This is a genomic window from Flavobacterium sp., assembly GCF_024305175.1.
Taxonomy (GTDB): Bacteria; Bacteroidota; Bacteroidia; order Flavobacteriales; family Flavobacteriaceae; genus Flavobacterium.
This window is the reverse complement of the sequence record NZ_JAMWYY010000016.1, coordinates 19,224-46,019: the sequence shown is the minus strand read 5'-3', so window position 1 is coordinate 46,019 and position 26,796 is coordinate 19,224. Positions and strand designations below refer to the sequence as shown.

General features: G+C 40.5%; 24 protein-coding genes and 1 pseudogene. 11 read left to right on the top strand and 14 right to left on the bottom strand.

What is annotated here, in order from left to right:
• Positions 1–9: 9 nt before the first annotated feature.
• Entirely contained in the window at positions 10–1,500 is a 1,491-nt protein-coding gene (locus Q0K96_RS05830; RefSeq protein WP_297333068.1) for a TonB-dependent receptor, read from the top strand.
• 10 nt (positions 1,501–1,510) lie between these two features.
• On the opposite strand, the gene Q0K96_RS05825 is transcribed toward Q0K96_RS05830, so the two are convergent.
• Complete coding sequence (locus Q0K96_RS05825; protein ID WP_297333067.1) at positions 1,511–2,323, bottom strand: DUF1206 domain-containing protein; 813 nt, start codon at positions 2,321–2,323, stop codon at positions 1,511–1,513.
• A gap of 275 nt (positions 2,324–2,598) precedes the next feature.
• On the opposite strand from Q0K96_RS05825, the pseudogene Q0K96_RS05820 reads away from it, so the two are divergent.
• Positions 2,599–2,937, top strand: a pseudogene (locus Q0K96_RS05820) (thrombospondin type 3 repeat-containing protein); the annotation flags it as partial.
• 599 nt (positions 2,938–3,536) lie between these two features.
• Positions 3,537–3,971 (top strand): hypothetical protein, encoded by a 435-nt coding sequence (locus tag Q0K96_RS05815; protein WP_297333066.1) that lies wholly within the window; start codon positions 3,537–3,539, stop codon positions 3,969–3,971.
• Positions 3,972–4,001: 30 nt separating this feature from the next.
• Here the strand turns inward: Q0K96_RS05815 and bcp are convergent, their stop codons facing one another.
• Positions 4,002–4,454 carry a thioredoxin-dependent thiol peroxidase gene (gene bcp, locus Q0K96_RS05810; protein ID WP_297333065.1) on the bottom strand — a complete coding sequence of 151 codons (453 nt, stop codon included), beginning with the start codon at positions 4,452–4,454 and terminating at the stop codon, positions 4,002–4,004.
• A 33-nt stretch (positions 4,455–4,487) separates the two neighbouring features.
• Between bcp and nth the strand changes: the two genes are divergently transcribed.
• Positions 4,488–5,150, top strand: coding sequence for an endonuclease III (gene nth / locus Q0K96_RS05805; RefSeq protein WP_297333064.1), 663 nt, complete (start codon positions 4,488–4,490; stop codon positions 5,148–5,150).
• An 18-nt stretch (positions 5,151–5,168) separates the two neighbouring features.
• On the opposite strand, the gene Q0K96_RS05800 is transcribed toward nth, so the two are convergent.
• The 4 genes from Q0K96_RS05800 to Q0K96_RS05785 all read right to left on the bottom strand — a co-directional run bounded on the left by Q0K96_RS05800 (position 5,169) and on the right by Q0K96_RS05785 (position 9,510).
• Positions 5,169–5,312, bottom strand: coding sequence for a hypothetical protein (locus Q0K96_RS05800; RefSeq protein ID WP_297333063.1), 144 nt, complete (start codon positions 5,310–5,312; stop codon positions 5,169–5,171).
• Between the two features lie 58 nt (positions 5,313–5,370).
• Positions 5,371–5,955, bottom strand: coding sequence for a sigma-70 family RNA polymerase sigma factor (locus Q0K96_RS05795; RefSeq protein WP_297333062.1), 585 nt, complete (start codon positions 5,953–5,955; stop codon positions 5,371–5,373).
• A 304-nt stretch (positions 5,956–6,259) separates the two neighbouring features.
• Complete coding sequence (locus tag Q0K96_RS05790; RefSeq protein ID WP_297333061.1) at positions 6,260–7,300, bottom strand: cysteine synthase family protein; 1,041 nt, start codon at positions 7,298–7,300, stop codon at positions 6,260–6,262.
• Between the two features lie 80 nt (positions 7,301–7,380).
• Positions 7,381–9,510 (bottom strand): S9 family peptidase, encoded by a 2,130-nt coding sequence (locus tag Q0K96_RS05785; protein WP_297333060.1) that lies wholly within the window; start codon positions 9,508–9,510, stop codon positions 7,381–7,383.
• Positions 9,511–9,584: 74 nt separating this feature from the next.
• On the opposite strand from Q0K96_RS05785, the gene Q0K96_RS05780 reads away from it, so the two are divergent.
• A complete protein-coding gene (locus tag Q0K96_RS05780; RefSeq protein WP_297333059.1) occupies positions 9,585–9,908 on the top strand; it encodes a YbaB/EbfC family nucleoid-associated protein in 324 nt (107 codons plus the stop codon).
• Between the two features lie 161 nt (positions 9,909–10,069).
• Here the strand turns inward: Q0K96_RS05780 and Q0K96_RS05775 are convergent, their stop codons facing one another.
• The gene (locus tag Q0K96_RS05775; RefSeq protein ID WP_297333058.1) at positions 10,070–11,095 is read right to left on the bottom strand and encodes a GntG family PLP-dependent aldolase; all 1,026 of its coding nucleotides are present in this window, start codon (positions 11,093–11,095) and stop codon (positions 10,070–10,072) included.
• Positions 11,096–11,143: 48 nt separating this feature from the next.
• Between Q0K96_RS05775 and prfB the strand changes: the two genes are divergently transcribed.
• From prfB to Q0K96_RS05760, 3 genes are all read left to right on the top strand, one after another.
• Positions 11,144–12,242, top strand: a protein-coding gene (gene prfB, locus Q0K96_RS05770; RefSeq protein WP_297333057.1) for a peptide chain release factor 2 whose coding sequence is annotated in 2 segments (ribosomal slippage) — positions 11,144–11,206 and positions 11,208–12,242 — 1,098 coding nt in all. Because the reading frame shifts where the segments join, the coding sequence is not laid out codon by codon here.
• Positions 12,243–12,357: 115 nt separating this feature from the next.
• On the top strand, positions 12,358–13,569 hold the full coding sequence (locus Q0K96_RS05765; protein ID WP_297333056.1) for a GAF domain-containing sensor histidine kinase: 1,212 nt from the start codon (positions 12,358–12,360) through the stop codon (positions 13,567–13,569).
• A 126-nt stretch (positions 13,570–13,695) separates the two neighbouring features.
• A complete protein-coding gene (locus Q0K96_RS05760; protein ID WP_297333055.1) occupies positions 13,696–14,910 on the top strand; it encodes a GAF domain-containing sensor histidine kinase in 1,215 nt (404 codons plus the stop codon).
• A 5-nt stretch (positions 14,911–14,915) separates the two neighbouring features.
• Here the strand turns inward: Q0K96_RS05760 and Q0K96_RS05755 are convergent, their stop codons facing one another.
• From Q0K96_RS05755 to Q0K96_RS05745, 3 genes are all read right to left on the bottom strand, one after another.
• Positions 14,916–15,842 (bottom strand): phospholipase A, encoded by a 927-nt coding sequence (locus tag Q0K96_RS05755; RefSeq protein WP_297333054.1) that lies wholly within the window; start codon positions 15,840–15,842, stop codon positions 14,916–14,918.
• A 64-nt stretch (positions 15,843–15,906) separates the two neighbouring features.
• Positions 15,907–16,965 carry an inorganic phosphate transporter gene (locus tag Q0K96_RS05750; protein WP_297333053.1) on the bottom strand — a complete coding sequence of 353 codons (1,059 nt, stop codon included), beginning with the start codon at positions 16,963–16,965 and terminating at the stop codon, positions 15,907–15,909.
• A 25-nt stretch (positions 16,966–16,990) separates the two neighbouring features.
• Positions 16,991–17,635 (bottom strand): DUF47 family protein, encoded by a 645-nt coding sequence (locus Q0K96_RS05745; protein ID WP_297333052.1) that lies wholly within the window; start codon positions 17,633–17,635, stop codon positions 16,991–16,993.
• Positions 17,636–17,907: 272 nt separating this feature from the next.
• Between Q0K96_RS05745 and Q0K96_RS05740 the strand changes: the two genes are divergently transcribed.
• From Q0K96_RS05740 to Q0K96_RS05730, 3 genes are all read left to right on the top strand, one after another.
• Positions 17,908–19,026 (top strand): hypothetical protein, encoded by a 1,119-nt coding sequence (locus tag Q0K96_RS05740; RefSeq protein ID WP_297333051.1) that lies wholly within the window; start codon positions 17,908–17,910, stop codon positions 19,024–19,026.
• A 150-nt stretch (positions 19,027–19,176) separates the two neighbouring features.
• On the top strand, positions 19,177–20,805 hold the full coding sequence (locus Q0K96_RS05735) for a carboxyl transferase domain-containing protein (RefSeq protein ID WP_297333050.1): 1,629 nt from the start codon (positions 19,177–19,179) through the stop codon (positions 20,803–20,805).
• A gap of 42 nt (positions 20,806–20,847) precedes the next feature.
• On the top strand, positions 20,848–21,696 hold the full coding sequence (locus Q0K96_RS05730; RefSeq protein ID WP_297333049.1) for an endonuclease/exonuclease/phosphatase family protein: 849 nt from the start codon (positions 20,848–20,850) through the stop codon (positions 21,694–21,696).
• Between the two features lies 1 nt (position 21,697).
• Here Q0K96_RS05730 and Q0K96_RS05725 read toward each other — a convergent pair whose 3' ends face one another.
• The 4 genes from Q0K96_RS05725 to Q0K96_RS05710 form a co-directional block, all read right to left on the bottom strand.
• Positions 21,698–22,144, bottom strand: a complete 447-nt coding sequence (locus tag Q0K96_RS05725) for a protease complex subunit PrcB family protein (RefSeq protein WP_297333048.1) — start codon at positions 22,142–22,144, stop codon at positions 21,698–21,700.
• Positions 22,141–23,274, bottom strand: a complete 1,134-nt coding sequence (gene bshA / locus Q0K96_RS05720; RefSeq protein ID WP_297333047.1) for an N-acetyl-alpha-D-glucosaminyl L-malate synthase BshA — start codon at positions 23,272–23,274, stop codon at positions 22,141–22,143. Before bshA ends, Q0K96_RS05725 begins: the two co-directional genes overlap by 4 nt.
• A gap of 94 nt (positions 23,275–23,368) precedes the next feature.
• Positions 23,369–23,824, bottom strand: coding sequence for a DUF1801 domain-containing protein (locus tag Q0K96_RS05715; RefSeq protein WP_297333046.1), 456 nt, complete (start codon positions 23,822–23,824; stop codon positions 23,369–23,371).
• A 6-nt stretch (positions 23,825–23,830) separates the two neighbouring features.
• Entirely contained in the window at positions 23,831–26,776 is a 2,946-nt protein-coding gene (locus tag Q0K96_RS05710) for a glycoside hydrolase family 3 N-terminal domain-containing protein (protein ID WP_297333045.1), read from the bottom strand.
• Between the last annotated feature and the right edge of the window lie 20 nt (positions 26,777–26,796).

The following is a 26,796-nucleotide window of genomic DNA, read 5'->3' as shown; positions in this document are numbered from 1 at the left end:
ATATAAGCTATGAAGTTAACGGACAAAGACATTACCCTTAAGGGCGATAAAATCATAGAACACGTACCTTCTATAAAAGACAAGACTTTACGCATTAACCTGAACGAAAATATTTACGGTACATTTTCTGAAATTGGCGCAGGCCAGGAAACCGTAAGGCATTTTTTTCGTGCAGGCGGTTCTTCAGGAACCATAGCAAAAGCCATGTCGGCTTATGATAAAGACTTCAGCGATGCCATTTATGGCGTTGAGGACGACGGGCGTTACGTTACCGAAAGCAGGCTGAAGAAAATGCTGACCCACGAGGTTAAGATTATAGAAAGCAGGCTAAAAAGGGAGAAACACCCCCATAAAATGTTTTTTAGCTATGCCAACACTGTAGCCACCATAGATTTTGCTAAGCAATTTAAAGGACACGGCTGGGTTGGTATAAAATATCAGGTAGAGCCGGATGAAGATTATAACGAAATAATACTGCACATCCGTTTTAAGGAGAATGATGCAAGGCTGCAGCAGGAAACCCTAGGTATATTGGGTGTTAACCTTATATATGGTGCTTTTTATAAGTACAATGACCCAAAAAAACTACTACGCTACCTATATGACCACCTTGATAAAGACCAGCTTGAAATAGACACCATCAACTTTTCGGGCCCACGCTTTGCCAATGTAGATAACCGCTTGATGAGCCTACAGCTTGTAAAGAACGGTATGACCGATGCGGTTATGTTTAACCCTGACGGGCACAACGTGCTGCCTGCCGCAGTATTATACAAAAAAAATATACTTGCGCTGCGTGGCAGTTTCCGTCCTGTTACTAAAGTTAATATGGATATCCTGCAAAAATCGCATGAGATGTTCCTTGAAGAAAATAAGGTGGATAAAGAGAAAACACTTGTTGTTTTTGAAATTACCCTATCTAACCTGCGGAGCGAAGGCGAGATTGATGAACGCGACTTTTTAGACAGGGCCGAGCTGCTTTGCTCTATCGGGCAAACGGTAATGATATCTAACTTCCAGGAATATTATAAAGTTGTAGAATACTTCAGTAACTACACCAAAGCCCGTATGGGGCTTGCAATGGGAGTAAATAACCTTATTGATATTTTTGACGAAAAGTATTACCGCCATCTTAGCGGAGGAATACTCGAAGCCTTTGGTAAGCTGTTTTACCGCGACCTTAAGGTATTTTTATACCCTATGAAAGATGAAGACGGTACTATTATAAACTCGGAAAACCTTAAAGTACACCCAAGGATGAAAGAGCTATATAAGTTCTTTAAGTTCAACGGCAAAGTGGTAGATATACCGGGGGTTAAAGAAGAATATCTTGAAATTTTCTCAAGAGAAGTGCTTAAAATGATTAATAAAGGACAAAGCGGATGGGAGCACATGCTGCCGGAAGGTATTGCCGACCTAATTAAAAAGAACCATTTGTTTGGTTATGACCCTAAAAGGCTATTGCCTGCACATACCGATGAAACGGTAGAGAATACATAAATAAAGCCTGCTATACAAAATTCTCATAACGTGCCCTTACAAAGTTAAAGGTTCCATAGCAAACAAGGCCTACTGCAATGGCAACGAGTAAATAGGGGCCATATGATGTTTCCTGTAAAAACCCAAATGCTTTTGAAGTATTTCCGGCATTGGAAGCATTGGCCTCCCAGGCGGCTTTTAAAAAAAGCCATGCCAGTAAAAGCCATACAACGCCACGGGCTATATAGCCTGTTTTGCCTGCTGTCATCATCCCCTTCCTGCTTTTTTCGTTAACGGCTTTATCTACATGCTCTTTATATTTTTCTGAATATCCGTAATAAATCTGATACAGGCCTACACCCAGAAGTATCAGGGCTGCAATACCTGTAAGCACCTGCCCGAAAGGCTTTGTAAGCAACTCCCGTGCTAAATTTTCCTTGCTGTCGTTACCACTTCCGGATGCGCTTATAAATAATTTACGCACCACCTGAAAGGCTATACCACCATAGGCTATTGCGCTAAATAAATAACGGGCTCTTTTTGCATATTCTTTTTTTTTATCCTCGCTACTGTCGCTATTTCCTGTAAATGCCTGAATTAGCCTCCATATGCAATAGCACACTAACCCAACAGCTAACAACCCCAGCAACACCTGCCCGCCGGGCTGACTGTATAAAAAATTAAAGACACCATTTTTATCTGTATCACCCGTAGATTTTCCGTTGATATTAAAAGCAGCCATAAAAGTAAGCAGTCCCAATAGTGCATATACTATACCCTTGGCAGTAAAACCTGCTTTGGCAATAATTTCGAGTTTAGATGAAGTAGCCTTTAGTGTAGTCATTATAATGAGGTTTACAGATAAAGTTATCTCATATAACCTTTACATCATACTAATTACTTCCTAAAAATTTTAGTGTATTATTTTGTAATAATTATATAACATGATGGAAAATAGTATGTTAATTATATTTTCTTACAAATAAAACTTAAAAATGATTAATAAATAATTACATTTATATATAGAATCGTCAATATATGAAATCCACAACTAAAATTTTACTCCTATTATTTATTGCTATAATTTTTGCCGGCTGTAAAAGCATGCAAATAAAAGCTGACAGAGATGCCGATGGTATAGCCGATACAGTAGATGACTGCCCGGATGATGCAGGACTTCCGGCTTTTAACGGGTGCCCTGATACTGATAATGACGGCATTATGGATAAAGATGATACATGCCCTTTTGCAGCAGGAGACATATCATTGAATGGTTGCCCTGACCGCGACGGAGACGGCGTGCCTGATGATTTTGATAATTGCCCTGATGTTCCCGGCCCGATAGAAAATATGGGATGCCCCTGGGCAGACACCGATGGTGATGGTGTATTAGATAAAGATGATTTGTGTCCGGATATAATGGGTACAGCTGGTAATTCAGGTTGTCCTGAAGTAAGTTCCCCAATGATTAAGTTCCCACAGTTCCCCTCTAAACCACCCCGCCCGTCTGATGTTGAAACTGTTTCGCGTACTTATTTTAAAGGTGAAAGCTTAGGCAATGTTGATGATATAATCAGTGCAGCACTGGATAAAAATGGCTACACCCGCAAAAGCTATTTTTATGTAAAAGATGGATTTGCCATTGTTACCCAGCTTGAGAAAACCGATAAAAAAGGTAAGCCCTTAACAGGGGATGACCGTTGGACAAAAGAGATTTACAGTAGCGAAGGCTTTTCGTTATCAAGTTATTTTGAAGCACTCTTTAATGCCCAGACAGGCTATTATCGCTGTATTGTTTTTATAGTCAGCAAAGATCCGCTGGTATTTACTGAAAAAGAAGAAGCGGATGCAGAATGGGCAGACGAACTTCTTTATGATGGCGGAACATATTTATCTGAAGATATAGCAAGTATGCCTTTTACCAAGCAGCACAAAGTTACTGCCTTGATATACCAGTTTAAAAAGACTGAGAACAACGAAAAAGCTTCGTTAATAAAACCTACCGAAACACCCGGGCAACATTTAACCATGACAGGAATTAAAAAAACTTTGCAACAATGAAAATACAATTTGAATCTGCTAAAAAAAGAATTGCGGTACTTTGGTTTACTTTTGCGGCAATTTTATTTATAATGCTCTTTATGCAAACTGTAAAAGGTAAATATGAGAGCAACGTAACAGAGGCCTGGGGCTGGTATTGCCAAAATATTTTGCCTACCCTTTCGCTAATTATATCAGTATTTATTTTTGACAGTACAAACGGAACTGCAGGCAGCAGAAGTGTAGAAAATTTTCATTTTAATATTGCTTTTTTCCTGTCTCTTTTTTACCTGCTGATAATAATGTGTGTAATTTTTGCACAACCTTTTGCAAAAACCTCTGCTATATTATGGTTACAACAGTCTAATATATATCTTGCCCCGCTGCAAGGTATAGCAACAGGTGCGATAGGTATATTTTTCATCAAGAAAAGCACTGATAAACAAGAATAAAAAATGCAGCCTTTCGGCTGCATTTTTTTTTTACTTTAAAATCTGCGCTGCGTGCGCTTTGGTTTTTACATCGGTAATAACCTCATCAATTATACCTTCTTCATTTATAACAAAAGTGGTGCGGTGTATGCCGTCATACTCCTTACCCATAAACTTTTTAGGGCCCCATACACCAAAAGCATTTATAACTTCTTTATTCTCATCAGCAATCAGCGGAAACGGAAAGCTGAACTTATCCCTGAATTTACCCTGCGCTTTAGCGCTGTCGGCACTTACGCCTAACAATTCATAATTAGCTGCCTGAAAACGTTCGTAGTTGTCACGCAAATCGCATACTTCGGCAGTACAGCCGGGCGTGTTGGCTTTCGGGTAAAAAAATACCACAAGCTTTTTGCCTTTATAGTTGCCAAGCGTGTGGGTATTGCCATCTTGATCCATGCCTGAAAAATCAGGTGCTTTATCTCCTTTTTTTAATGTTGTCATAGTATTATATTTGTTTTCATAAATGTACAAAAAATGACAAAATCAGAAAAGGTACAATTTGCCATTACTACCCTTGATGAAATATACCCTACAGTACCCATACCGCTCGACCATAAAGATCCCTACACCCTGCTGATAGCTGTGCTGATGTCGGCGCAAAGTACGGATGTACGTGTAAACCAGATCACTCCCCTGCTGTTTGAACGTGCCGATAACCCCCATGCAATGGTAAAACTATCTGTAGAAGAAATAAGGGAAATTATAAAACCTGTGGGGCTTTCGCCTATGAAAGCTAAGGGGATACACGGGCTATCTGAAATTTTGATTGAAAAGCACAATGGTGAAGTTCCTGCCAGTTTTAAAGACCTGGAAGCCCTGCCCGCAGTAGGGCATAAAACCGCAAGCGTGGTTATGAGCCAGGCATTTGGTGTGCCTGCCTTTCCGGTAGATACCCATATACACAGGCTTATGTACCGTTGGGGCTTTAGCAATGGTAAAAATGTAGAGCAGACAGAAAAAGTTGCTAAAAGGCTGTTTCCTGAAACACTATGGAACAAACTGCATTTACAAATAATATGGTATGGGCGCGAGTACAGCCCGGCACGTGGGTGGAACCTTGAAAAAGATATTATAACCCGCACTATAGGCAGAAAAACAGTATTGGATGAATACTACAAAAAAGCCTCCCGTAAATAGGAGGCTTCTTAATTAGTTCTAGTTTGCAACGCTCTCAAACATTCCGTTAGAAGTTTTTATTATTTTAAGCGCTTTAGAGTAGCTTAATATAAAATCAATAGTTTCTTTTTTAGGTAACATTTTAGGAGCTTCTAATTTTTTTTTAGAGTAGAGTTTTGCCATATGAAAAATTTTGTGTGTTTATTTTTCTATACAACGCAACCCTTAATCCTAATATTGCCTAATTTGTCAAAATTATATTATTTTTTTCAATTACTTTCCTCAGGTTCATAAGCGCATAACGCATCCTGCCAAGCGCAGTGTTAATGCTTACACCTGTAACATCGGCTATTTCCTTAAAACTCATATCCTGGTATATCCGCATTTGCAGTACCTGTTTCTGGTCTTCAGGCAGTTCTTCTATAAGCCTTTGCACGTCATTTTCTACCTGGTCGGTAATAATGCGGCTTTCAATGTTAGGGCTGTTATCACTCATTATAGAAAAAATAGAGAACTCCTCTGTTTCGCGGAACATCGGCATTTTCTTATTTCTCCTGAAATGATCTACAATAAGGTTGTGCGATATACGCATTACCCACGGCAGGAACTTACCTTCTTCATTGTAAGAGTTCGACTTTAATGTTTTTATCACTTTAATAAACGTATCCTGAAAGATATCATCTGCGATATCCCTGTCAGTTACCTTTGAGTAGATAAAACCATAAATTTTTGATTGGTGCCTGTTAATTAAAGATGCAAGAGCATTTTCATCTCCGCAAATGTAATTCTTAACCAGCACAGCGTCCGGGATTACAACATTAGCCATAGCAACACTTTTTAGTTTTGAAATTGGGTTTTCGATAAATACCGGCAAGCCGGTGCTAAAAAGTAATTTTGTCTATAGGCAATTGTTAATTTTGAATTAATTATAAGCCAAATATAATATAAATATTTTGTTAAATACAACGCACAACTTAAACTTTAACATTTAAAATATAATAATAGTTGTTAAAAAGCCTTTATAAACTGTTACAGCTTTACATTAGTCACACGGGCTAATGCAATAAGTAAATACAATAAAAAAGCCTCTTAAAAAGAGGCTGATTGTATAATTGTGTTTTTTGTTTTTCTTATTTTATAAATTCAATTTTTTGTGCTTCCTCAAGGTTCACACTGTCAAAAAAGCCCTGCTCGTTCATCCAGTCATCACTAAATACTTTGCTCATGTAGCGCGAACCGTGGTCAGGGAAAATAAGTACAACATTACTGTTTTCATCAAACTCGCCAAGCTCTGCATATTGCTTTGCTGCCTGAAATGCCGCACCACTGGTATAGCCAACAAATAATCCTTCTGTTTTGGCAATATGCCTTGCAGCATGGGCACTGTCTTCGTCAGATACTTTAATGAATTTATCTATTACATCAAAATCAGTAGCAGTTGGTATAAGGTTTTTGCCCAGTCCTTCTATCCTGTAAGGGTATATCTCGTCACTGTCAAATTCCCTTGTTTCATGGTATTTTTTAAGTACCGAGCCATAGGCATCTACACCAAGCACTTTAATATCCGGATTCTTTTCTTTAAGGAAACGCGCCGCGCCTGATATAGTTCCTCCTGTACCGCTACACGCTATCAGGTGGGTTATTTTTCCTTTGGTTTGCTCCCATATTTCGGGTCCGGTAGTTTTGTAGTGGGCATCAACATTAAGGTCATTAAAATACTGGTTTATATAAACCGAACCCTTTGTTTCTTCGTGAAGCCTTTTTGCAACATTATAATAAGAGCGCGGGTCATCTGCACTAACATGTGCCGGGCAAACATATACTTTTGCCCCCATGGCGCGCAACATATCTATTTTATCTTTAGAAGATTTAGAGCTTACTGCAAGTACGCAGTCATAACCTTTAATAATGCTTACCATTGCCACACTAAAGCCTGTATTGCCCGAGGTGGTTTCTATAATTGTATCTCCCGGTTTAAGGATTCCCCTTCTTTCGGCTTCTTCAATTATATATAAGGCAATTCTGTCTTTTGTGGAGTGGCCCGGATTAAAAGCTTCTACTTTAGCGTAAAAATTTCCTTTAAGTCCTTCGGTAATTTTATTGATCTTAATCAGCGGTGTGTTACCAATTAATTCCAATACATTATTATAGGCGTTTATTTCTTCTTTCATAAAAAATAAGTTAATCAAGGTAAACCGTGCACAAAGTTTTTAAACCTCAAAACCTTGCAAATCTAACAAAAAAAATTTAATTACTTTTTAATTCCTTCTAAATCTAACAAAAAACTGTACTCTTTGGCTACTTCCTTAAGCGCCTCAAAACGGCCCGAAGCGCCACCGTGTCCTGCCTCCATATTGGTATCAAGATACAGCACATTGTCATCTGTTTTCATAACCCTGAGTTTGGCAACCCATTTTGCGGGCTCCCAGTACTGCACCTGAGAATCGTGCAGGCCTGTTGTTACCAGCATATTAGGATATGACTGTGCAGTAACATTATCATAAGGTGAATACGATTTCATATAATCGTAGTAAACTTTATCATTGGGGTTACCCCATTCATCATATTCGCCTGTGGTGAGCGGTATGCTGTCATCGAGCATCGTGGTCACAACATCTACAAAAGGTACCTGGGCAATAACACCGTTATACAAATGTGGCGCCATGTTTACAATTGCCCCCATAAGCAACCCTCCGGCAGAACCGCCTTCGGCATATAAATGTTTTGGAGAAGTGTAGCCTTCGGCTATAACAAATTCAGAGCAATCTATAAAATCGGTAAATGTGTTTTTCTTTTTAAGCAGTTTGCCATCCTCATACCATTCGCGGCCCAGGTCTTCACCCCCGCGTATGTGCGCAATGGCATATATAAAACCTCTGTCTAAAAGGCTTAACCTTACAGATGAAAAGTAAGGATCCATACTCGCGCCATAAGAACCATAAGCATAAAGCAGCAGCGGATTTTTACCATTTCTCTCTATTCCTTTACGGTACACCATAGAGATAGGTATTTTGGTACCGTCTTCGGCGGTGGCCCAAATACGCTCTTCTGTATAATTATCTTTATCAAATTTACCGCCCAATACTTCCTGCTCTTTCATTACAGTCTTTTCTTTCGTTTTCATATTGAAGTCTATAACTGACGATGGCGTTGCAAGGCTCTGGTAGCTGTAGCGCAGTACATCGGTATCAAAGTCGGGGTTAGAAGCTGTTCCTGCAGTATAGGTTTCACTTTCAAAAGGCAGGTAATACTCCTCCCCTTTCCATGGCCGTATGCGTATCTTGTTTAACCCGTTAGAACGTTCAGATATTACAAGGTAATCCTTAAATATATCAAGGTCTTCCACCAATACATCTTTACGGTGCGGTATAAGGTCTTTCCAGTTTTCCTTTCCGGTTTTACCTTCAGGGGTAACCATTACCTTAAAGTTGGTTGCCTTGTCTTTATTGGTTAAAACATACCACTTATCCTGATAATGAGAAATGCTGTATTCTAAGCCACGTGTGCGTGGCTGGAATATCTTAAACTCGCCATCGGGCTTTTTGGCATCCAGTATCCTGAATTCAGAAGTCAGCGTGCTGCTGCTGCCGATAACAAGGTATTTTTTAGATTTTTCTTTATAAACAAATGTTGAAAACGTTTCATCCTCTTCATGAAAAACTACTTTGTCCTCTTTAGCAGGGGTTCCCAGCTTATGTTTATATATATACTCTGAGCGGAGGGTAACAGGATCTTTACGGCTGTAAAACAAAGTCTTGTTATCACCTGCCCAGGTAGAGCCGCCCGTTGTGTTTTCTATTTTTACGGGCTGTACCTCTCCCGTTTTAAGATTTTTAACCTGAATGGTATATTGCCTGCGCGAAACGGTATCTACACCAAAAGCCACCCAGGTATTGTCTTCACTAACATTAAGCCCGCCCAGGTTAAAGTAAGAGTGGCCTTTAGCCATTTCATTACAGTCAAACATTATTTCTTCGGGGGCTGTAAGGCTTCCTTTTTTACGGGAATATATAGGATAATCTTTCCCTTTTTCGTAGCGGGTTATATAGTAATAACCATTGTAAAAGTACGGTACAGATGAATCGTCTTCTTTAATTCTTGCCTTCATCTCTTCAAAAAGATCTTCCCTGAACTTTTTGGTATGGGCAGTCATCTTTTCATAATACTCATTTTCCGCCTCAAGATAGCTTATCACTTCCGGGTTCTCCCTTTCATTAAGCCAGTAGTAGTTATCGGTACGCACATCTCCGTGCTTTTCTAATTTCTTGGACTTTACAGCTGCTTTAGGTGGAGTGGGTATTTCCGTCATTGGTGTTTTTTTCGATTGCGCGTTGGCGGCAAAAATAACACAAACACAGCTTAAAAATAAGTGTTTTTTCATTCTTTTAATGAATTAGTATATAACCTCGCAATTTAATATTTTTGCGATATAATCATTAAATAAAATTCGTAAAAATGTTTGGAGATATTATGGGAATGATGGGTAAAATAAAAGAAACCCAGCAAAAGATAGAAGAAACTAAAAAAAGGCTCGACACAGTACTTGTTGATGAGCAGAGCAATGATGGCTTACTTAAGATAACTCTTACAGCAAACAGGCAGGTAAAAGCTATAACTATTGATGACAGCCTGCTTGAAGATAAAGAACAACTGGAAGACTACCTTATCATGGTGATGAACAAAGCCCTTGATAAAGCATCGGCTGTTAATGAAGCTGAGCTTGGCGCAGTAGCTAAAGAAGGTATGCCAAACATACCGGGACTGGGTATGTTTTCTTGATATTAGCAATCAGGAATTAGGCATAAGGCAATAGTAAAAATTCGAAAACGCTCAATCGTACTTGATTGGGCGTTTTATATTTATTTAATTTCAGTTAAATAACTTTACAGCTTTTGCCTATTGCCTTTTCCCTCTTGCCTATATGCCTTTTGCTTAATGTCTTAAAGCGCAAGCTTACTCAGCGTCTCTACCACATAATGGTGCATTACCTCTTTATAGTCAAGGTGTGTAACAATGCGCAGCTTGCCTTTCCCTAAAGAGCTAATAGCAATGTTTTTCTGCTTTAACTTTTCTATCAGGGCTGTTTCGCTATATCCTTCTTTAACCGAAAATATTAATATATTGGTTTCTACAGGCTCTACCTTTTCTACCCATGGCCTTTGTGACAGTACCGCACCAAGTTCCTTCGCACGTTTATGGTCGTTCTCCAGCCGGCCCACATTATTTTGCAGTGCATATAATCCTGCTGCCGCAAGGTAGCCGGCCTGGCGCATACCGCCACCCAGTATTTTACGTACGCGCAGTGCTCTTTTTATAGTATCATTATCGCCTACAAGCAATGAACCAACAGGAGCGCCCAATCCTTTAGATAGGCAAACTGAAATAGTATCAAACAACTCCCCGAATTGCTTTGGGTGCTGCCGTTTTGCCACAAGGGCATTCCACAGGCGTGCTCCGTCAAGGTGGTATTTAAGGTTATGCTGCCTGCATACCTCTTTAATTTCTTTCAGGGTTTCTATATCATAACAGGCACCGCCGCCTTTATTGGTTGTATTCTCTATGCTCACAAGGCTGCTTAGCGGGCTATGGTAAAAATCAGGCGGGTTTATGGCGTCCTTTACCTGCTGGGCGGTTATCATGCCCCTGTTACCATCTACAAGGCAACACGATACACCACTGTTAAACGATGCACCCCCTCCCTCATAATGAAAAATATGTGACCATTTATCGCAAATAACCTGCTCACCTGGGTTGGTATGCAGTTTAATAGCTGTCTGGTTAGCCATAGTACCAGAGGGGAAAAACAAAGCAGCCTCCATACCAAACAAGTCGGCTACGGTTTCCTCAAGTTCGTTCACCGCAGGGTCCTGTTTATATACATCATCGCCCACTTTTGCCCTGAACATTTGCTGCAGCATTTCGTGTGTGGGTTTGGTAACCGTATCGCTGATTAAATTTATTTCCATATTATGAAAAGGATGGCTTACTTTTGCATTACAAAACTACATGAATTTATGACAAATACCGAACAAATAAAAGGTATTATGGAGCGCCTTGGTGCGCTGAGGAGGTATCTTTGACATCGACAGGAAGTTAATTGAAATTGCAAACGAAGAAGAGAAAACCTTTGCTCCTGATTTCTGGAACAATGCCCGCGAGGCAGAGAAGATTGTAAAAGAACTCCGCAGTAAAAAAAAGTGGGTGGAAGATTATAATAAAGCCAACACTTTAGGGGAAGAACTGCAAATAGTGTATGAGTTTTTTAAGGAAGGTGAAGCTACCGAAGAAGAACTTAACGCCCAATATGCAGAGACAATAACACACCTTGAGGACCTTGAGTTCCGTAACATGCTTAGCGATGAAGGTGACAGCATGAGTGCTGTGCTGCAAATAACAGCAGGCGCCGGTGGTACAGAAAGCTGCGACTGGGCCAGCATGCTGATGCGTATGTACATTATGTGGGGCGAAAAGCATGGCTATAAAGTAAAAGAGCTTAACTATCAGGCAGGCGAGGTTGCCGGTATAAAAACCGTAACCCTTGAATTTGACGGAGAATTCTCTTTTGGGTACCTTAAAGGCGAGAATGGTGTGCACAGGCTGGTGCGTATTTCTCCTTTCGACAGTAATGCCAAACGCCATACATCATTCGCCTCGGTATATGTGTACCCGCTGGCAGATGATACTATAGAAATAGAAATTAGTCCGGCAGATATTTCATGGGAAACCATGCGTTCCAGCGGTGCGGGAGGGCAAAATGTTAACAAGGTAGAAACTGCCGTAAGGCTTCGCCACCACCCTACCGGGATAATTATTGAGAACTCGGAAACCCGATCCCAGCTTGATAACAAGACAAAAGCCATGCAGCTTTTAAAGTCTCAGTTATATGAGATAGAGCTTAAAAAGCGGCAGGCCATGCGAGACGAAATTGAGGCCAACAAAATGAAAATTGAGTGGGGCTCTCAAATACGCAACTATGTTATGCACCCGTATAAGCTGGTAAAAGATGTACGTACCGCTCATGAAACCAGCGATGTAGATGCGGTTATGAATGGCGATATAGATGAATTTCTTAAAGCCTATTTAATGATGATGGGGCAGAAAAAAGAAGAGTAATTTTTGTGTAAAATTACATTTAACAGATTTTAACACCCTAAGGTGCTGACTGATGAAAAAAATAAGTCGTACTTTAGGGTGTTGCTTTAACGTTTGTTAACATTTATTCTTAAATATGTTTGCAGTACCTGAAACTATAGTACCCAATAATGAAAAGCTAAGGCTAAAAAAGCTGTATGACTATCAAATACTGGACACACATTCGGAAGATACTTTTGATAAAATTGCATTTATTGCCATGCAGGCGCTTAAAACTCCTTATGCTTTTTTAACATTTGTTGATGACGACAGGGTATTTTTTAAATCGAATATCAGCGATTTTCAGGGTAATATTGCAGCGCGTGAAAACTTTCCGTGCTCGCTGGCAATACTTAATGATGGCTTTAGTGTTTTCTACGATACACATGACGTTGCCTATCTTAAAGAAGGTTACATATGCGGTGAAGGCGGAGTACGGTTTTATGCTGCTGCTCCGCTAAAAACACCTGAAGGGTTCCTGCTGGGAACGCTGTGTGTAGCCGATGTTAAGCCACGAAAAACGCCTGTAAATGATGTAGAGCTCAATATGCTTAAATCGCTTTCAGAGATTGTAATAAACAAACTGGAAAGCAGGCTCAGGTATAAAAAGCTGCTCCGCTCGCAAAACGAGCTTATGAGCCTAACATTACACGAACTTAAAAACCCGCTTGCCTCTATTAAACTTGCAAATGATGTGCTAAGGAAAGACCCGTCGAGGCTGGAACCCATGAGCGACATGATAAAAGAAAGCGTATTGCGCATGCAAAGCAAGTTACATGAATTGCTGAAACAATCGGAAACGGAAGAAGAGCTTAAATTAAATATTGAGGAAACTAACTTAGAGGTATTAATAAACGGGCTGATTAAAAGCTTTGAGCTACTTGCAAAGCGTAAAAACCAAAAAATTACATTTAAGTTTGATGCTGCTACACCAACAGTTTACATAGACCGTGCTAAAATGTCGGACGTATTTTTTAACCTTCTCAGTAATGCCATAAAGTACTCGTACCATGACACCGAAATTACTATTATTGTGCAAAAACAGGGTAATATGGTTGTTATAGAGTTCAGAGACCAGGGCCAGGGGCTTAATGCCGAAGATATAGATAAGCTGTTTATGAAGTTTGCAAAGCTAAGCGCCAAACCAACAGGTAAGGAAACTTCTAACGGGCTTGGCCTTTCGATATGCAAATCGCTGGTAGAAATGCACAAAGGAAAAATATTTGCAGAAAGCCCGGGTAAAGATAAAGGTACATCATTTTTTGTATTGCTGCCACTTACCCGCAAAAGGGATGAAAGCACAATGTAACAACTTATACTTTTTAACATCTTTTATTACAACATTAAGTAAATATTAGTAGCGGTAAAATTTTTGTTGTACTTTCGATACGTGGAATTATCAGGAAAATGATGAAGAGGTAATTCACGTAAGAAAATGATTAGCAGCACATTAAATTATACGGCGCAAAGTGAGGCACAACGGCTCGAAAAGCTGCATGCCTATCATGTGCTTGATACACACCCCGAAGATAATTTTGATAATATAGCCTTACTGGCTGCACAAATTTTTGATGCGCCAAACGCCATAATATCATTTGTTGATACCAACCGTATATTTTTAAAATCAAACTTAAGCGGGCTACCGCACACGCTGAGTTTAGACAGGCATGAAAACCTGTGCGGCGTAGCTGTTTTAAATGAGTCGGTAACTGTATTTAATGATACCCACCAACACCCTGATTTGCTTTGCAGCCCGCTCGTTAATTGCGAAAACGGCATACGTTTTTATGCAGGGGCGCCACTGCGCTCGCCCGAAGGGTTTAACATGGGCATGCTGTGTGTAACTGACACGGTACCAAGGCAGGCTACACATCAGCAGCTTGAAATGCTTAAAACCTTAAGTAAACTTATTGTTGACAAGCTGGAAAACAGGCTTAGATACCGCAAAAACATCGAATCTCAAGTCAACCTGATGAACATGGCACTGCACGAAATTAAAAATCCGCTTGCTTCTATAAACCTGGCGAATGACATTATACTGAAAGATCCTGGCAAAGCAGAAAAAATGGGACAGATGATTAAATCATCTGTAATAAGAATCCAGAATAAGCTATCTGACCTGCTGAAACAATCTCAGGAAGAAGAAAAAGAACCTGTGCTGGCACGTGAGGAACTTAACCTTATGGAACTTTTTGTAAGGCTGCTGAATAATTTTGAACTGCTTGCCAATAAAAAACAGCAGATTATAGAGCTAAATTGCGAGGATAACCTCCCTTCTATCTATGCCGATAAGGCAAAAATATCAGATGTGCTGCACAACCTGGTAAGCAACGCCATAAAATACAGTTATAAAGGCTCTGTTATAAGTATAGATGCCAAAAAAGAAAATGGTTATGTAAAAATTATGGTTAAGGATGAAGGCCAGGGACTAAGCAGCGATGATATGGGCAAACTGTTTACTAAGTTTGCCGTTTTAAGTTCTAAGCCCACCGGTAAAGAAACATCAAACGGGCTGGGCCTTTCTATTACAAAATCATTTGTAGAGCTTCATAACGGCACTATAGAAGCTATTAGCGAGGGTAAAGACAAAGGCACAACTTTTATAGTAAAATTCCCTGTACACAGGCAGGCAGAACAAAAGCCTGATTAATTATGTTACAGCCATTCTATTAAAGACACTCCTACCCCTATTGTAAGTTGGCTGTTATTATAATCTACCATCGTTTCGCCATAACCATAGCCCGCCTGCACAAAACTTTTAAGGTTCCCTTTTAAAGAGTATGACCATGAAAGTTCTGCATAACCTCTTGCATATTTATTAAAGTTGAGGTTATGGCTGCCGTTAAAGGCAAAAGAATTACGTCCGTAGCTATAAATTAAGGTTAAGTCTCCCCTGCCAATATATTCTTCAATGCCGGGATTGTCATCCTCTTTTTTTTCTCCCCTAACCCGGAACCATGGCCTTACCAATACCTGCCAGTTATCTTTTTCAAAACCCGCATGAAAAATAATCCTGTTCCAGCTTCTTGACAGCGGAGTCTCTTTACCGTTAGATGTATGGTTAAAAGAAATACCTGCCATTCGCCCTTTAAAGCCCAGTATTTGATAGTTTGTGGCGAAGTTAAGTATTACCTCGGGTTCATAATTTATTTCCCTGAAAGGCCGCGAAAGCGATTTGTTGTAAACCTGCCACTGACTTTTTTGGGTATATGCCGCCCAAAGGTCGCCATGCCCCCAAAATATAGATTCTAATACCTTCACTTTAAAGCTTAGCTGTATTTTAGCCTCTATGTTATTATAATCAATCTGTTCGTTATAATCATATTCGTCTGAAGGGTTTCCGCTTACAGGGTCTTCATTTGGGTCGCTAGACCATCGGGCAGGCAGCACATAAACCGGTTTATAGGGGGTTATGATAAAAGTGCCCTGCCTTGATGCGCTGTCAAGCTCCCAGCGTTGCGACATAGATTGCTGTCGCCTGGCATTAAACAGGGTGCGGTTTTGTGCGGTGGCTGTAAATGCTATTAGCAACAGGAAAGGCACAACAAATCTGTAAGTGCCTGAAAATAAAAAATGTGGCATAATATAATGTTACATACAAATATAACACTACACCAAGCCACATCTTAAGGGTTTATAATTTCTTTTAGAAAATACTTACAAGATAATATACAAGAGCCGCTAATACAGCCGATACAGGTATGGTTAAAATCCATGCCCAAAGCAGGCTTATGGTAACACCCCAGCGTACTGCAGATACCCTTTTGGTTACACCAACACCTATAATAGAACCTGTTATGGTATGGGTAGTAGATACCGGTATACCCAAATGTTCTGTAGTATAAAGTGTTATAGCTCCGGCAGTTTCGGCAGCAACCCCTTCAAGAGATGTAACCTTTGTAATTTTAGAACCCATTGTTTTTACAATCTTCCATCCTCCGCTCATGGTACCAAGGCCCATCATAAGAAAACTTGTTAGCGGTACCCATGCATAATGCTCGACAAAGTACTTAAACGGATTATCTGAAGCAATGTAATTAGGATCTAAATCAATATTAGTGTGATAGAAAATTACTGCTGCGCCAATAATACCCATTACTTTCTGCGAGTCGTTAGCACCGTGTCCAAGACTGAAAAGCGCAGAAGATACTAACTGAAGTCTTTTAAACCATTTATCAGCTTTAGATGGATTTGCCTTTCTGCAAATGTTGAGGATAAGGATAGTAAGCAGATAAGCTACTATCATACCAATAAGCGGTGCAAGAAAGATAAACAGTACTATAGGAATAACCTTGGCATAGTTTATAACAGTATTTAAGTCGGCGCCATCTACTGTAAAGGCATGAGCCAGTGCAGCACCCATAAATCCGCCGATGAGCGTGTGGGATGATGATGACGGTATGCCCAGTTTCCAGGTAAGCAGGTTCCAGGTAATAGCCGCTATAAGCCCGGCAAAAATAACTTCGAGTGTAATAAAATCTTCACTTACTGTTTTAGCAATGGTATTACCAATTTTAAATTCACCTATTATATATTTAGAGATAAAATAGGCCAGAAAGTTAAAGAATGCTGCCCACAGCACTGCCTGAAAAGGCGTAAGTACCTTTGTTGCAACTATGGTGGCTATTGAGTTTGCAGCATCATGGAAACCATTAATGTAATCAAACGCAAAAGCTAAAACTATAATTATGATGAGTAACGTCATATAAAAAATTATTGAAAAAACGTGTTTATGAATGTTTTACAGAAATAGATTCTAAAACATTTGCCACGCTTTTGCACTTATCGGCAGCGGTTTCCAACGCCGCTAAAACTTCTTTATACTTAATTACGTTTAGTGCATCAGTTTCATTTTCAAAAATATCGGCAACAGCTTTGTCAAATACATTGTCAGATTTGCTCTCAAGCTTATTTATCCTTTTGCAGCACTCAGCTATCCCTTTCAGGTTCTTCATATCTTTAAGGTCAGCCACGGCTGTTTGTATAAGCTGGCAAGCCTCAAGATTGATTTCCGTCATCTTCCGGATTGATTTAGTAATCTTTTCAACCTGGTACAAGCGCATCCTGTTGGCAGCGCCATACATATAATCGGCTACATTATCAATTGCCGTTATAAGTGCATGTATATCTTCCCTGTCAAAAGGGGTTATAAAATTGCGGCTAAGTTCAAGGTTAGTTTGGTGTGTAATGCCCTCTATAACATTTTCTAAACGCTCAATTTCTAAAAGGAATTCTTCCCTTTTATCTTTTGGTGTGTTTACAGCCTCGTGTAGCTTTTCTGCAAGAAGCACTAAATTTTGCGTAGCCTGTTCAAATAGCGGGAAAAATTTCCTGTCCTTTGGTACAAGAAACTGAAAGATACTGTTTATGGACATTAGTTATATTTTTATGGCGCAAATGTAGTTACACAATGTTAACAAATAGTTAATTTATGATAAACCAAGTGTTATATAAAGTTTTATTTTCGCTGTTGGAAAAATCGCAAAATTAAGGTTTAAACCATTTAAAATCATTATTATAAAATAATAAAACTCTATTTTAAGCTTGTTTTGAACATACCCGGCGCTTAACCTTTACTTAAAAAACAGAGTTAGGACATACCATTAATAAAAGGCTACCTTTGCAGTAATTTTAAAAGTTCTGCATAATGAAACTGAAGTACAGGAAAAAAACACCTCCATTAAGCGTTATTGAGCGATTTTCTAACGAAAAGGTATTCCTCATAATTATCTTCAGCATTTTTATTTTAAGTGCGCTTTTTTACGGACAGCCACAGGTTGCCATGTGGATAGGCTTCTTTACGGCTGCCTATGCAACAGTATCTAACGATAGCATACAATCTTTAGGAACATTTATAGAAAGCAATAAACAGCGCAAATGGTATATATTATGGCTGTATACAGGTGCAATATTTATTGCCACAGTTACTATTAGCTGGATAATTTTTGACGGTGATGTTACCTACCAGCGCCTGCTAAAACCCGATGGCAGCAGCGAGTACCCCCACCCTAAAAATTTCTCATTCTTTATGCTGATGGCGCCACTGGTGTTGCTGATACTCACACGACTTAGGATGCCCGTATCTACAACCTTCCTTATGTTAAGTGTTTTCAGTTCGTCATCAAGCGGCATAACATCAATGGTTACCAAAAGTGTATCGGGCTATCTTATAGCGTTTATAGTATCGGCACTTGTATGGTACTTTGGTTACAACTATATCCGTAAAAAATTCAAGAGCAGGAAAATACACCCCGGCTGGATGGTTGCCCAATGGCTGGTAAGCGGGCTGTTATGGTCGGTATGGGTAATGCAGGATGGCGCTAACGTTGCCGTGTTCCTGCCCAGAAAGCTTGATGTGCTGCAATTCTCTATATTTACACTGGTTATATTTTTAGGGCTTGGGTTACTGTTTTACCTAAGGGGCGATAAAATTCAGCAGGTAGTGAGCGAAAAAGTACGCATATCAGATGTGCGAGCTGCAACATTAATAGATTTTACCTACGCGCTTATCCTTATATACAAATTGCGTATCAGTACTGTACCTATGAGTACTACATGGGTGTTCCTGGGGCTTATCGGCGGAAGGGAAATTGCAGTTAACCTGGCCCGCCTTAAAAAAGGCAAAAAGCATAAAACAAAGGCAATGAGGCTAATAGGGAAAGATTTCCTTTATGCCACAATTGGGCTATTAATATCGGTAATGTTGGCAGCAACCGTTAACCCTGCAATTAAGCAGGACCTGCTTTCATTTTTCGGGTTAGGATAGATTCACATAAAACATTAATAGTAAAGGGACTGCACGTGCGGTTCCTTTGCATTTTTATAAGTATTATAATGCAGTATAAAACAATATCAAACGTTTTCGTATTTTAGCACTCCAATAATTGTTATTTCAATAAAATTTACATAAAACACCATGGATATCAACTTCAACAAAAACGAAGACCACAATAAGCTGTTACTTTCTGACATGAAGCGTAAGCTGGCACAGGTAAAACTGGGGGGCGGTGAAAAAAGGATAGCCAAACTGCACGGCGAAGGGAAAATGACAGCCCGTGAGCGTATTGATTACCTTTTAGACCCTAAAAAAGAAAGTATAGAAATTGGTGCTTTTGTTGGAGATGGCATGTATGCCGAGCACGGCGGCTGCCCTTCGGGGGGTGTGGTGGTAAAAATGGGGTATATCCGCGGAAAACAATGCATTGTAGTTGCTAATGATGCAACAGTAAAAGCCGGGGCATGGTTCCCTATAACGGGCAAAAAAAACCTGCGTGCACAGGAAATAGCTATGGAAAACAGGCTGCCTATAATTTACCTTGTGGACAGTGCAGGGGTTTACCTCCCTATGCAGGATGAGATTTTCCCTGATAAAGAACACTTTGGGCGCATATTCCGCAATAATGCCATAATGAGCAGTATGGGCATAACCCAGATTGCAGCCGTTATGGGCAGTTGTGTAGCCGGAGGGGCTTACTTACCGATTATGAGCGATGAAGCCCTTATTGTAGATAAAACGGGCAGTATATTCCTTGCAGGCAGTTACCTTGTTAAGGCGGCCATTGGCGAAAGTATTGATAACGAAACGCTGGGCGGTGCAACAACCCACTGCGAAATATCGGGCGTAACCGATTATAAGGCAAAGGATGATAAGGACGCCCTTGATACCATAAAAAATATTGTAGATAAGATAGGCGATTATACCACGGCAGGCTTTAGCCGCACAGCGCCTCAAAAACCGGCATCAGACCCTAAAGAAATATACGGCATACTGCCAAAGTCGCGCACAGAGCAGTATGACATGATGGAAATAATCAACCGCCTGGTAGATAACAGCGAGTTTGAAGAGTATAAAGCAGGTTACGGACAAACCATTATTACAGGATATGCGCGTATAGATGGCTGGGCTGTAGGTATTGTTGCCAATCAGCGTAAAGTGGTAAAATCTAAAAAAGGTGAAATGCAGTTTGGCGGGGTTATATACTCTGACAGTGCAGATAAAGCTACACGCTTTATTGCCAACTGTAACCAAAAGAAGATACCGCTTGTATTTCTGCAAGATGTTACAGGCTTTATGGTAGGCAGTAAATCAGAACACGGCGGCATTATTAAAGACGGTGCAAAAATGGTTAATGCCGTGAGCAACTCTGTAGTGCCTAAGTTTACCGTTGTGGTGGGTAACTCATACGGGGCCGGTAATTATGCCATGTGCGGTAAGGCTTATGACCCGCGCCTTATATTTGCATGGCCAAGCGCAGAGCTTGCCGTTATGGGCGGCACACAGGCAGCAAAGGTTTTATTACAGATAGAGGCCTCTTCTTTAAAAGCCCGTGGCGAAGAGATTACCCCTGAGAAAGAAGCTGAGCTTTTTGACAAAATAAAAGCCCGCTATGATGCACAGGTATCGCCCTACTATGCCGCAGCAAGGCTATGGACGGATGCTATTATAGACCCGATGGAAACCCGTACCTGGATCTCTATGGGTATAGAGGCTGCCAACCACGCCCCGATAGAAAAACAATTTAACCTGGGTGTAATACAGGTATAACTGCTTCCGGATATATTTGCAGGGTAACTAAAATAGCCAGACATGAAAACCATCAACCGATACACCTTGTTTACATTTATTATGGCACTAATATGTTATACAGGTTTGCAGGCACAAACCGTAAAAGTAATGAGCTATAACATAAGGCTGGATCATGCAGGCGATGGCGATAACAGGTGGGATAACCGAAAAGAACAGCTTGCCCGGCAAATTAAGTTTTATGAACCTGATTTTATGGGCGTTCAGGAAGCACTGCCTAACCAGATGGCTTACCTTCTATCGCAGTTCAATAACCAGTATGATGCCATTGGCGTAGGCAGGGATGACGGGGCAAAAAAAGGTGAATATTCAGCTATATTTTACAATACCCAAAAGTATAAGCTACTAAGGCAATCTACCTTCTGGCTTTCTGAAACCCCCGATGTACCCTCTACAGGGTGGGATGCCGCACTTAACCGTATCTGTACTTACGGACTGTTTGAAGATAAGCAGAACGGCAAAAAGATTTGGGTTTTTAATACCCACTTTGACCATGTTGGCGAGAAAGCACGTGCCGAAAGCGCAAAGCTAATCCTCCAAAAAATAAAAGAAGTCAATAAAGACAACCTGCCTTTTGTGCTTACAGGAGATTTTAACCTTGAGCCTGACAGCGAGCCTGTAACCATTATAAAACAGCAGCTTAACGATACTAAAGATGTTGCAGATCTTATATTTGGGCCCGAGGGCACATTCAACGCTTTTGAGTTTACTAAACCTGTAACAAGGCGAATTGATTATATTTTTGTGCCTAAAAGCATGAAGGTGAAAAAGTATGCTGTTTTAAGCGACTCGCAAAAATGCCGCTACTTGTCAGACCACCTTCCCGTATATGCGGAAATAGAGCTGCAATAAGTTATTTTTCTATCAGTACCGGGTTTTCCTTAACAATAACTTTATCGGTTTTAGGTATGGCAGCTACACAATATGGTGCCGTAAGTGCCATAGTTACCATAGCGCCCTGTTCAGGAAGTGTGTTTTTAACTAACACCTGTGCGGTATTGCCATCTATAACTACTTTCTCTACAGTGATGCTGTAGCCACCGCTTCTCTTTTGCCCCATAAATACCGCTACTACATTATTTTTGGTAAAATCTACCTGTGGTATGGTCTCTATGTTAAGCTCCTTGCAAAGTGCCAAAAACTGCTGCTCATTTTTCACAAGCTCGTGCGATTCCGTATGACGACCTCCATAGCCGCTTTGGGCGAGTATTGTAAATTCTTCTCCGTTAGTAGCTGCTTTTTTACTGTTACAGCCAAAAAGTGATATTGCCAAAAGGCATATTAATGTTAACTGTTTCATACGGATTGTTTTAAAGCTTTGCGGTACAGGTTTTCATACATCGGCATTACCTGGTGTATATCAAATTCCTGTGCCACTTTTAAAGCGTTAGACTTAAATTGATATAATACATTATCATCACTTAAAATAGATATGGCTTTTTGCGCCATATAATCCACATCGCCCACATTACCTAAATAGCCTGAAAAACCTTCCCTGTTCACCTCCGGTAAGCCGCCGGTGTTACTCGATATTACAGGTACGCCACAGGCCATAGCTTCAAGTGCTGCAAGCCCGAAACTTTCAGTTTGGGAAGGAAGCAGGAATAAATCGGTAAAGCACAAAATCTTATCAATTTCGCTGCTGTTGCCAAAAAATATTACTTTATCGCTTATGCCCAGTTCGCGGCACAAACGCTCGGCGGGCGCTTTCTCGGGGCCATCGCCTACCATCATCAGCTTGGCAGGCATAACCTTTTGTATCTGGTTGAAAATCTTTATAACATCGGGTATCCTTTTTACTTCCCTGAAGTTACTGATATGGGTTACAATTTTCTGTGTTTCTGTAGCCATCATGCTGCGGTGGCACTCAGATGTTATGTCAGTTTTCTTTTTATCGATTTCAATAAAGTTCGGGATAACCGTTATATCCCTGTTAATATCAAAAAGCCTGTAGGTTTCATCCTTCAGGTTTTGCGATACTGATGTTACAATATCCGAATGGTTAATGCTAAAGCTTACCGCAGGCTTATAAGTCGGGTGATTGCCCACAAGAGTTATATCAGTACCGTGCAATGTGGTAACCATAGGTATTTTAATGCCCTGCTCTTTCAGCATTTTTTTTGCCATATAGCCTGCATAAGCGTGGGGTATGGCATAATGCACGTGCAAAAGCTCTATGCCGTGCAGCTTAACCATATCTACCAGCTTACTGGAAAGTGCAAGCTCATACGGCTGATAAAGAAACAACGGATACTCCGGTACGTGCACTTCATGATAAAATATATTCGGGTTTAGCAGGGCAAGCCTTACGGGCTGGCTGTAGGTTATAAAGTGTATTTCGTGCCCGCGGCGCGCCAGTTCCAGACCCAGCTCTGTAGCCACAACGCCGCTACCGCCAAAGGTTGGATAACATACTATTGCGATTTTCATAAAAACGTATCAGAATAAAGTAACGAATTTAAATAAAAAAAACAGGCTAAACCTGTTTTTATATGAAATTAACGTAATATAAAACCTGCTAAAATCAGCGTTTATAATTTGTTTCATAAAGTGTAATCCACTGCTGTGGTGTCATCTTAGTAAGCAGTTCAGCTATTAGTTCATACGGTATGGCTTCAGGCTTTTTAAAACGGATACAGCTTTTTCCAATATCAAGCTTGTACTTACTGTGGTTGGGGTATTGTGACACAAACCATTCATAAAGTTCCTTATCGGCATAAAGCCCCATATGGTATAATGCTATAAAGTTTTTTTGTGAAGCAATGCTTAAAAACGGCAGCGGTGTCTTAGGGTTACAATGATAACCCGGCGGATAGGTTTCATGCGGCACAACATAGCCAAGCATGCCATAGGCCATGCATTCCTTGAAACCTTTCGGCAGATTTTCCTGTATTACCTGCCTTAATTGCTGCATGGCAGCCTGCCTTTCTTCAGGTAATGATTGTATGTAGTCCTGCGGTGTAACAGCTTCAGATTGCATATAAAACTATTTTGTGTTGTTATCTTCAGGTTCTGTCTGCGGCGTTTCATCCATTACCGCTTCCTGAATTATTTTTTGTATATCTTCTCTTATATTGTTCTTCGATAGCCGGTTTTCACCTGCTTCAGGATAAGTTCGGTTAGAAAGAAAAACATATACTATCTCTGTTTCAGGGTCGGCCCAGGCCATTGTTCCCGTAAAGCCTGTATGCCCGAAACTTTCTTTACTCACACATCCGCAGGTTGGCCCTGATTTTTCAATCTGTGGCTTATCAAAGCCCAGGCCGCGCCTGTTACCGTCTTTACAGGCATAGCAGGTATTAAAAGTGTTAAATGTCTCTTCAGAAAAATAACGCTTACCCCCATATTCGCCTTTATTAAGATACATCTGCATAATCTTGGCAACATCCATAGCGTTAGAAAACAAGCCCGCATGGCCCGCAACACCATCCTGCATGGCAGCGGCCATATCATGCACATAACCCTGTATGGTTTGGTGGCGGAAATAAGTATCTACTTCGGTTGGCGGAATAATACACATATCAAACTTGCGCAGCGGGTTATATGTTGTAGAAGAAGCTCCTAAAGGCTTATAAAAGGCAACATCACTAAGCTTATCTAAAGGCTTACCTGTTTTACGCTCCAAATATTCCTTAAGCAGGATAAAAGAAAAATCGCTGTATTTATATTCTTTTTTGCGCAGAAGCTTGCTCCCTGCAATTTGTGCGATAATAGTATCAGGATAGTCACGCCTTATATACAGGTTTTCTGCAACCTGAAACGGAAACTCCGCGCTGTACGTTTTCCTGTAGTAAGCAGAATCAGGTTGTTTGTTACTGTCCAGTGTCTGCTGATAGAAGGCCATCCACGGCTGGAAACGCGCCTGGTGGAGCAACATGTCTTTAAGGGTGATATTTTTTTTATCGGTACGGGAAAATTCTTTCAGCATCTTGCCCAGTTTAGCATCAAGCTTAACTTCTCCCCTGTCATACAACTGCATAAGGTCGGGCAGTGTAGACAGCATTTTTGTTAAAGATGCCACATCATATATATCTGAATTTTTCACCGGCATTTCGTTGTCATATGTATGATAGCCAAATGACTTTTGATAGATTACCTTACCCCTGCGTGCCACCAGCACCTGAAGGCCCGGAGTCATTTTCTCGTTAATAGCCTTTTGTGCTATAAGGTCTATTTTGGTAAGCATGGCGGTATTCATGCCTACATTATGCGGAGTGGTAAAGCCAAGCCTTCCTAACTCACGGGTCTGTAAGCCGTCATTAACAGCGAAGGCATTATTTATGCTAACCGGAATTTTACCCTTAGCGCCCAAAGCACCAAATACTATTTCGGCGGCTACCGTTTGGGCAAATGTATTATTCTGGTATGCCAGTATAACACTTTCAATGTTCGTAAAATCTTTTACTGACATCAGGGTATAAGGTTTAGCAAACACTGTAAGTATTACTTTTTTGTGTTTTGCTATAGTATCAAGCCACGCAAGCTCTGTATCCGAAAAGTTATGTTTCTTCCATGCGCCATCGGCTTTATGATAACCAATTATAACCTTAGTATAATTTTCAAGCTCACGCATCAGCTTTGGCAGCGTGTCTTCTTTTACCTCGGTTACGGCAGTATATTTTTGTAACGTGGTTAAATAATCATTACCGCTATCATCACCTAATTTTACATAGGCAATATTTTCATTTTCAAGATGCTCAACCGGAACAATTTCAGTATCATTCTTTAGAACGGTTACTGCCGATTCATATAACTTGTAATTCAGGTCGTCATACTCATAAGCATTCAAATCTGTATACAAATTGTTCATATCAACAGGCTTGTAGCTGTTAAGCCCTGACCTGTATTTATATGCAAGTATTTTTCTTACTGAGTAAGCCAGCCTGTCTTCTGTAAGCACCTTGCTGCTGTATGCCTGCCTGAATTTTTCTATAGCTACAGGTACATTTTCGCTGAAAAGAAGCACATCATTACCGGCAAGAAAAGCCTCAAGGTCTACTGCGCCCGGCTGTAAAAAATTACTGGCACCTTTCATGTTCAGCGCATCTGTAAAAATAAGGCCTTTAAAGCCCATTTGCTCCTGCAATATTTTAGTTATAACATTATAAGATAATGACGTAGGATAGTTAGGTGTCGGCTCTATACTGGGCACATTAAGGTGAGCCACCATAACACTGGCAAGCCCGGCATCAAACAGTTTTTTATAAGGGTAAAGCTCAAGATCTTCGAGCCTTTCTACAGAAAAAGGCAGGTATGGCAATGAATAATGCGAATCGGTTGCGGTATCGCCATGCCCCGGGAAGTGTTTACCTGTTGCATAAACGCCCTGGCTCTGCAACCCTTTCATATAAGCCAGTGCACGTTCGGTAACATTTTTCTTGCTTTCGCCAAAAGAACGGTTGCCTATAATCGGGTTTAACGGATTGGTGTTGATATCCAGCACGGGGGCAAAAGTAAAATGGATTCCCATCCGGTTAGACTGCATTCCCATCTGCTCGCCCATCATTTCTATCAGCTCCATATCCTGAACGGCACCAAGAGTCATATTCCAGGGATAGCGGTACGTTGAATCTAAGCGCATGCTAAGGCCCCACTCGGCATCAATTCCCACAAAAAGCGGAACTTTTGATTTTGCCTGATAACGGTTGGTTAACTTTGCCTGTCTTACCGGCCCACCCTGAAAAAAGATAACGCCGCCTATTTTATAGTCGCTTACAAGCTTATCTATACCATGAACATGAGAAGTATCTTTATTAGAGTATGCCGCAACCATAAAAAGCTGCCCTACCCTTTCTTCAAAGGTCATGCTTCTGTAAATACTATCTACCCATTTTTTCTCGGCGGGGGTTTTGTAATCATCAAATACCTTTGCCTGTTGCTGGGCGACAGCAACCTGTATGAACAACAATAAGTAAAAAACCGTTAACCGCATTGTAATCAAATAGTTTTTAA

What these genes read in the sequence shown, in the direction of transcription:
- Q0K96_RS05830 (WP_297333068.1), top strand. Translation starts at nt 10, where the DNA reads ATGAAGTTAACGGACAAAGACATTACCCTTAAGGGCGATAAAATCATA.
- Q0K96_RS05825 (WP_297333067.1), bottom strand. Translation starts at nt 2,323, where the DNA reads ATGACTACACTAAAGGCTACTTCATCTAAACTCGAAATTATTGCCAAA.
- Q0K96_RS05815 (WP_297333066.1), top strand. Translation starts at nt 3,537, where the DNA reads ATGAAAATACAATTTGAATCTGCTAAAAAAAGAATTGCGGTACTTTGG.
- bcp (WP_297333065.1), bottom strand. Translation starts at nt 4,454, where the DNA reads ATGACAACATTAAAAAAAGGAGATAAAGCACCTGATTTTTCAGGCATG.
- nth (WP_297333064.1), top strand. Translation starts at nt 4,488, where the DNA reads ATGACAAAATCAGAAAAGGTACAATTTGCCATTACTACCCTTGATGAA.
- Q0K96_RS05800 (WP_297333063.1), bottom strand. Translation starts at nt 5,312, where the DNA reads ATGGCAAAACTCTACTCTAAAAAAAAATTAGAAGCTCCTAAAATGTTA.
- Q0K96_RS05795 (WP_297333062.1), bottom strand. Translation starts at nt 5,955, where the DNA reads ATGGCTAATGTTGTAATCCCGGACGCTGTGCTGGTTAAGAATTACATT.
- Q0K96_RS05790 (WP_297333061.1), bottom strand. Translation starts at nt 7,300, where the DNA reads ATGAAAGAAGAAATAAACGCCTATAATAATGTATTGGAATTAATTGGT.
- Q0K96_RS05785 (WP_297333060.1), bottom strand. Translation starts at nt 9,510, where the DNA reads ATGAAAAAACACTTATTTTTAAGCTGTGTTTGTGTTATTTTTGCCGCC.
- Q0K96_RS05780 (WP_297333059.1), top strand. Translation starts at nt 9,585, where the DNA reads ATGTTTGGAGATATTATGGGAATGATGGGTAAAATAAAAGAAACCCAG.
- Q0K96_RS05775 (WP_297333058.1), bottom strand. Translation starts at nt 11,095, where the DNA reads ATGGAAATAAATTTAATCAGCGATACGGTTACCAAACCCACACACGAA.
- Q0K96_RS05765 (WP_297333056.1), top strand. Translation starts at nt 12,358, where the DNA reads ATGTTTGCAGTACCTGAAACTATAGTACCCAATAATGAAAAGCTAAGG.
- Q0K96_RS05760 (WP_297333055.1), top strand. Translation starts at nt 13,696, where the DNA reads ATGATTAGCAGCACATTAAATTATACGGCGCAAAGTGAGGCACAACGG.
- Q0K96_RS05755 (WP_297333054.1), bottom strand. Translation starts at nt 15,842, where the DNA reads ATGCCACATTTTTTATTTTCAGGCACTTACAGATTTGTTGTGCCTTTC.
- Q0K96_RS05750 (WP_297333053.1), bottom strand. Translation starts at nt 16,965, where the DNA reads ATGACGTTACTCATCATAATTATAGTTTTAGCTTTTGCGTTTGATTAC.
- Q0K96_RS05745 (WP_297333052.1), bottom strand. Translation starts at nt 17,635, where the DNA reads ATGTCCATAAACAGTATCTTTCAGTTTCTTGTACCAAAGGACAGGAAA.
- Q0K96_RS05740 (WP_297333051.1), top strand. Translation starts at nt 17,908, where the DNA reads ATGAAACTGAAGTACAGGAAAAAAACACCTCCATTAAGCGTTATTGAG.
- Q0K96_RS05735 (WP_297333050.1), top strand. Translation starts at nt 19,177, where the DNA reads ATGGATATCAACTTCAACAAAAACGAAGACCACAATAAGCTGTTACTT.
- Q0K96_RS05730 (WP_297333049.1), top strand. Translation starts at nt 20,848, where the DNA reads ATGAAAACCATCAACCGATACACCTTGTTTACATTTATTATGGCACTA.
- Q0K96_RS05725 (WP_297333048.1), bottom strand. Translation starts at nt 22,144, where the DNA reads ATGAAACAGTTAACATTAATATGCCTTTTGGCAATATCACTTTTTGGC.
- bshA (WP_297333047.1), bottom strand. Translation starts at nt 23,274, where the DNA reads ATGAAAATCGCAATAGTATGTTATCCAACCTTTGGCGGTAGCGGCGTT.
- Q0K96_RS05715 (WP_297333046.1), bottom strand. Translation starts at nt 23,824, where the DNA reads ATGCAATCTGAAGCTGTTACACCGCAGGACTACATACAATCATTACCT.
- Q0K96_RS05710 (WP_297333045.1), bottom strand. Translation starts at nt 26,776, where the DNA reads ATGCGGTTAACGGTTTTTTACTTATTGTTGTTCATACAGGTTGCTGTC.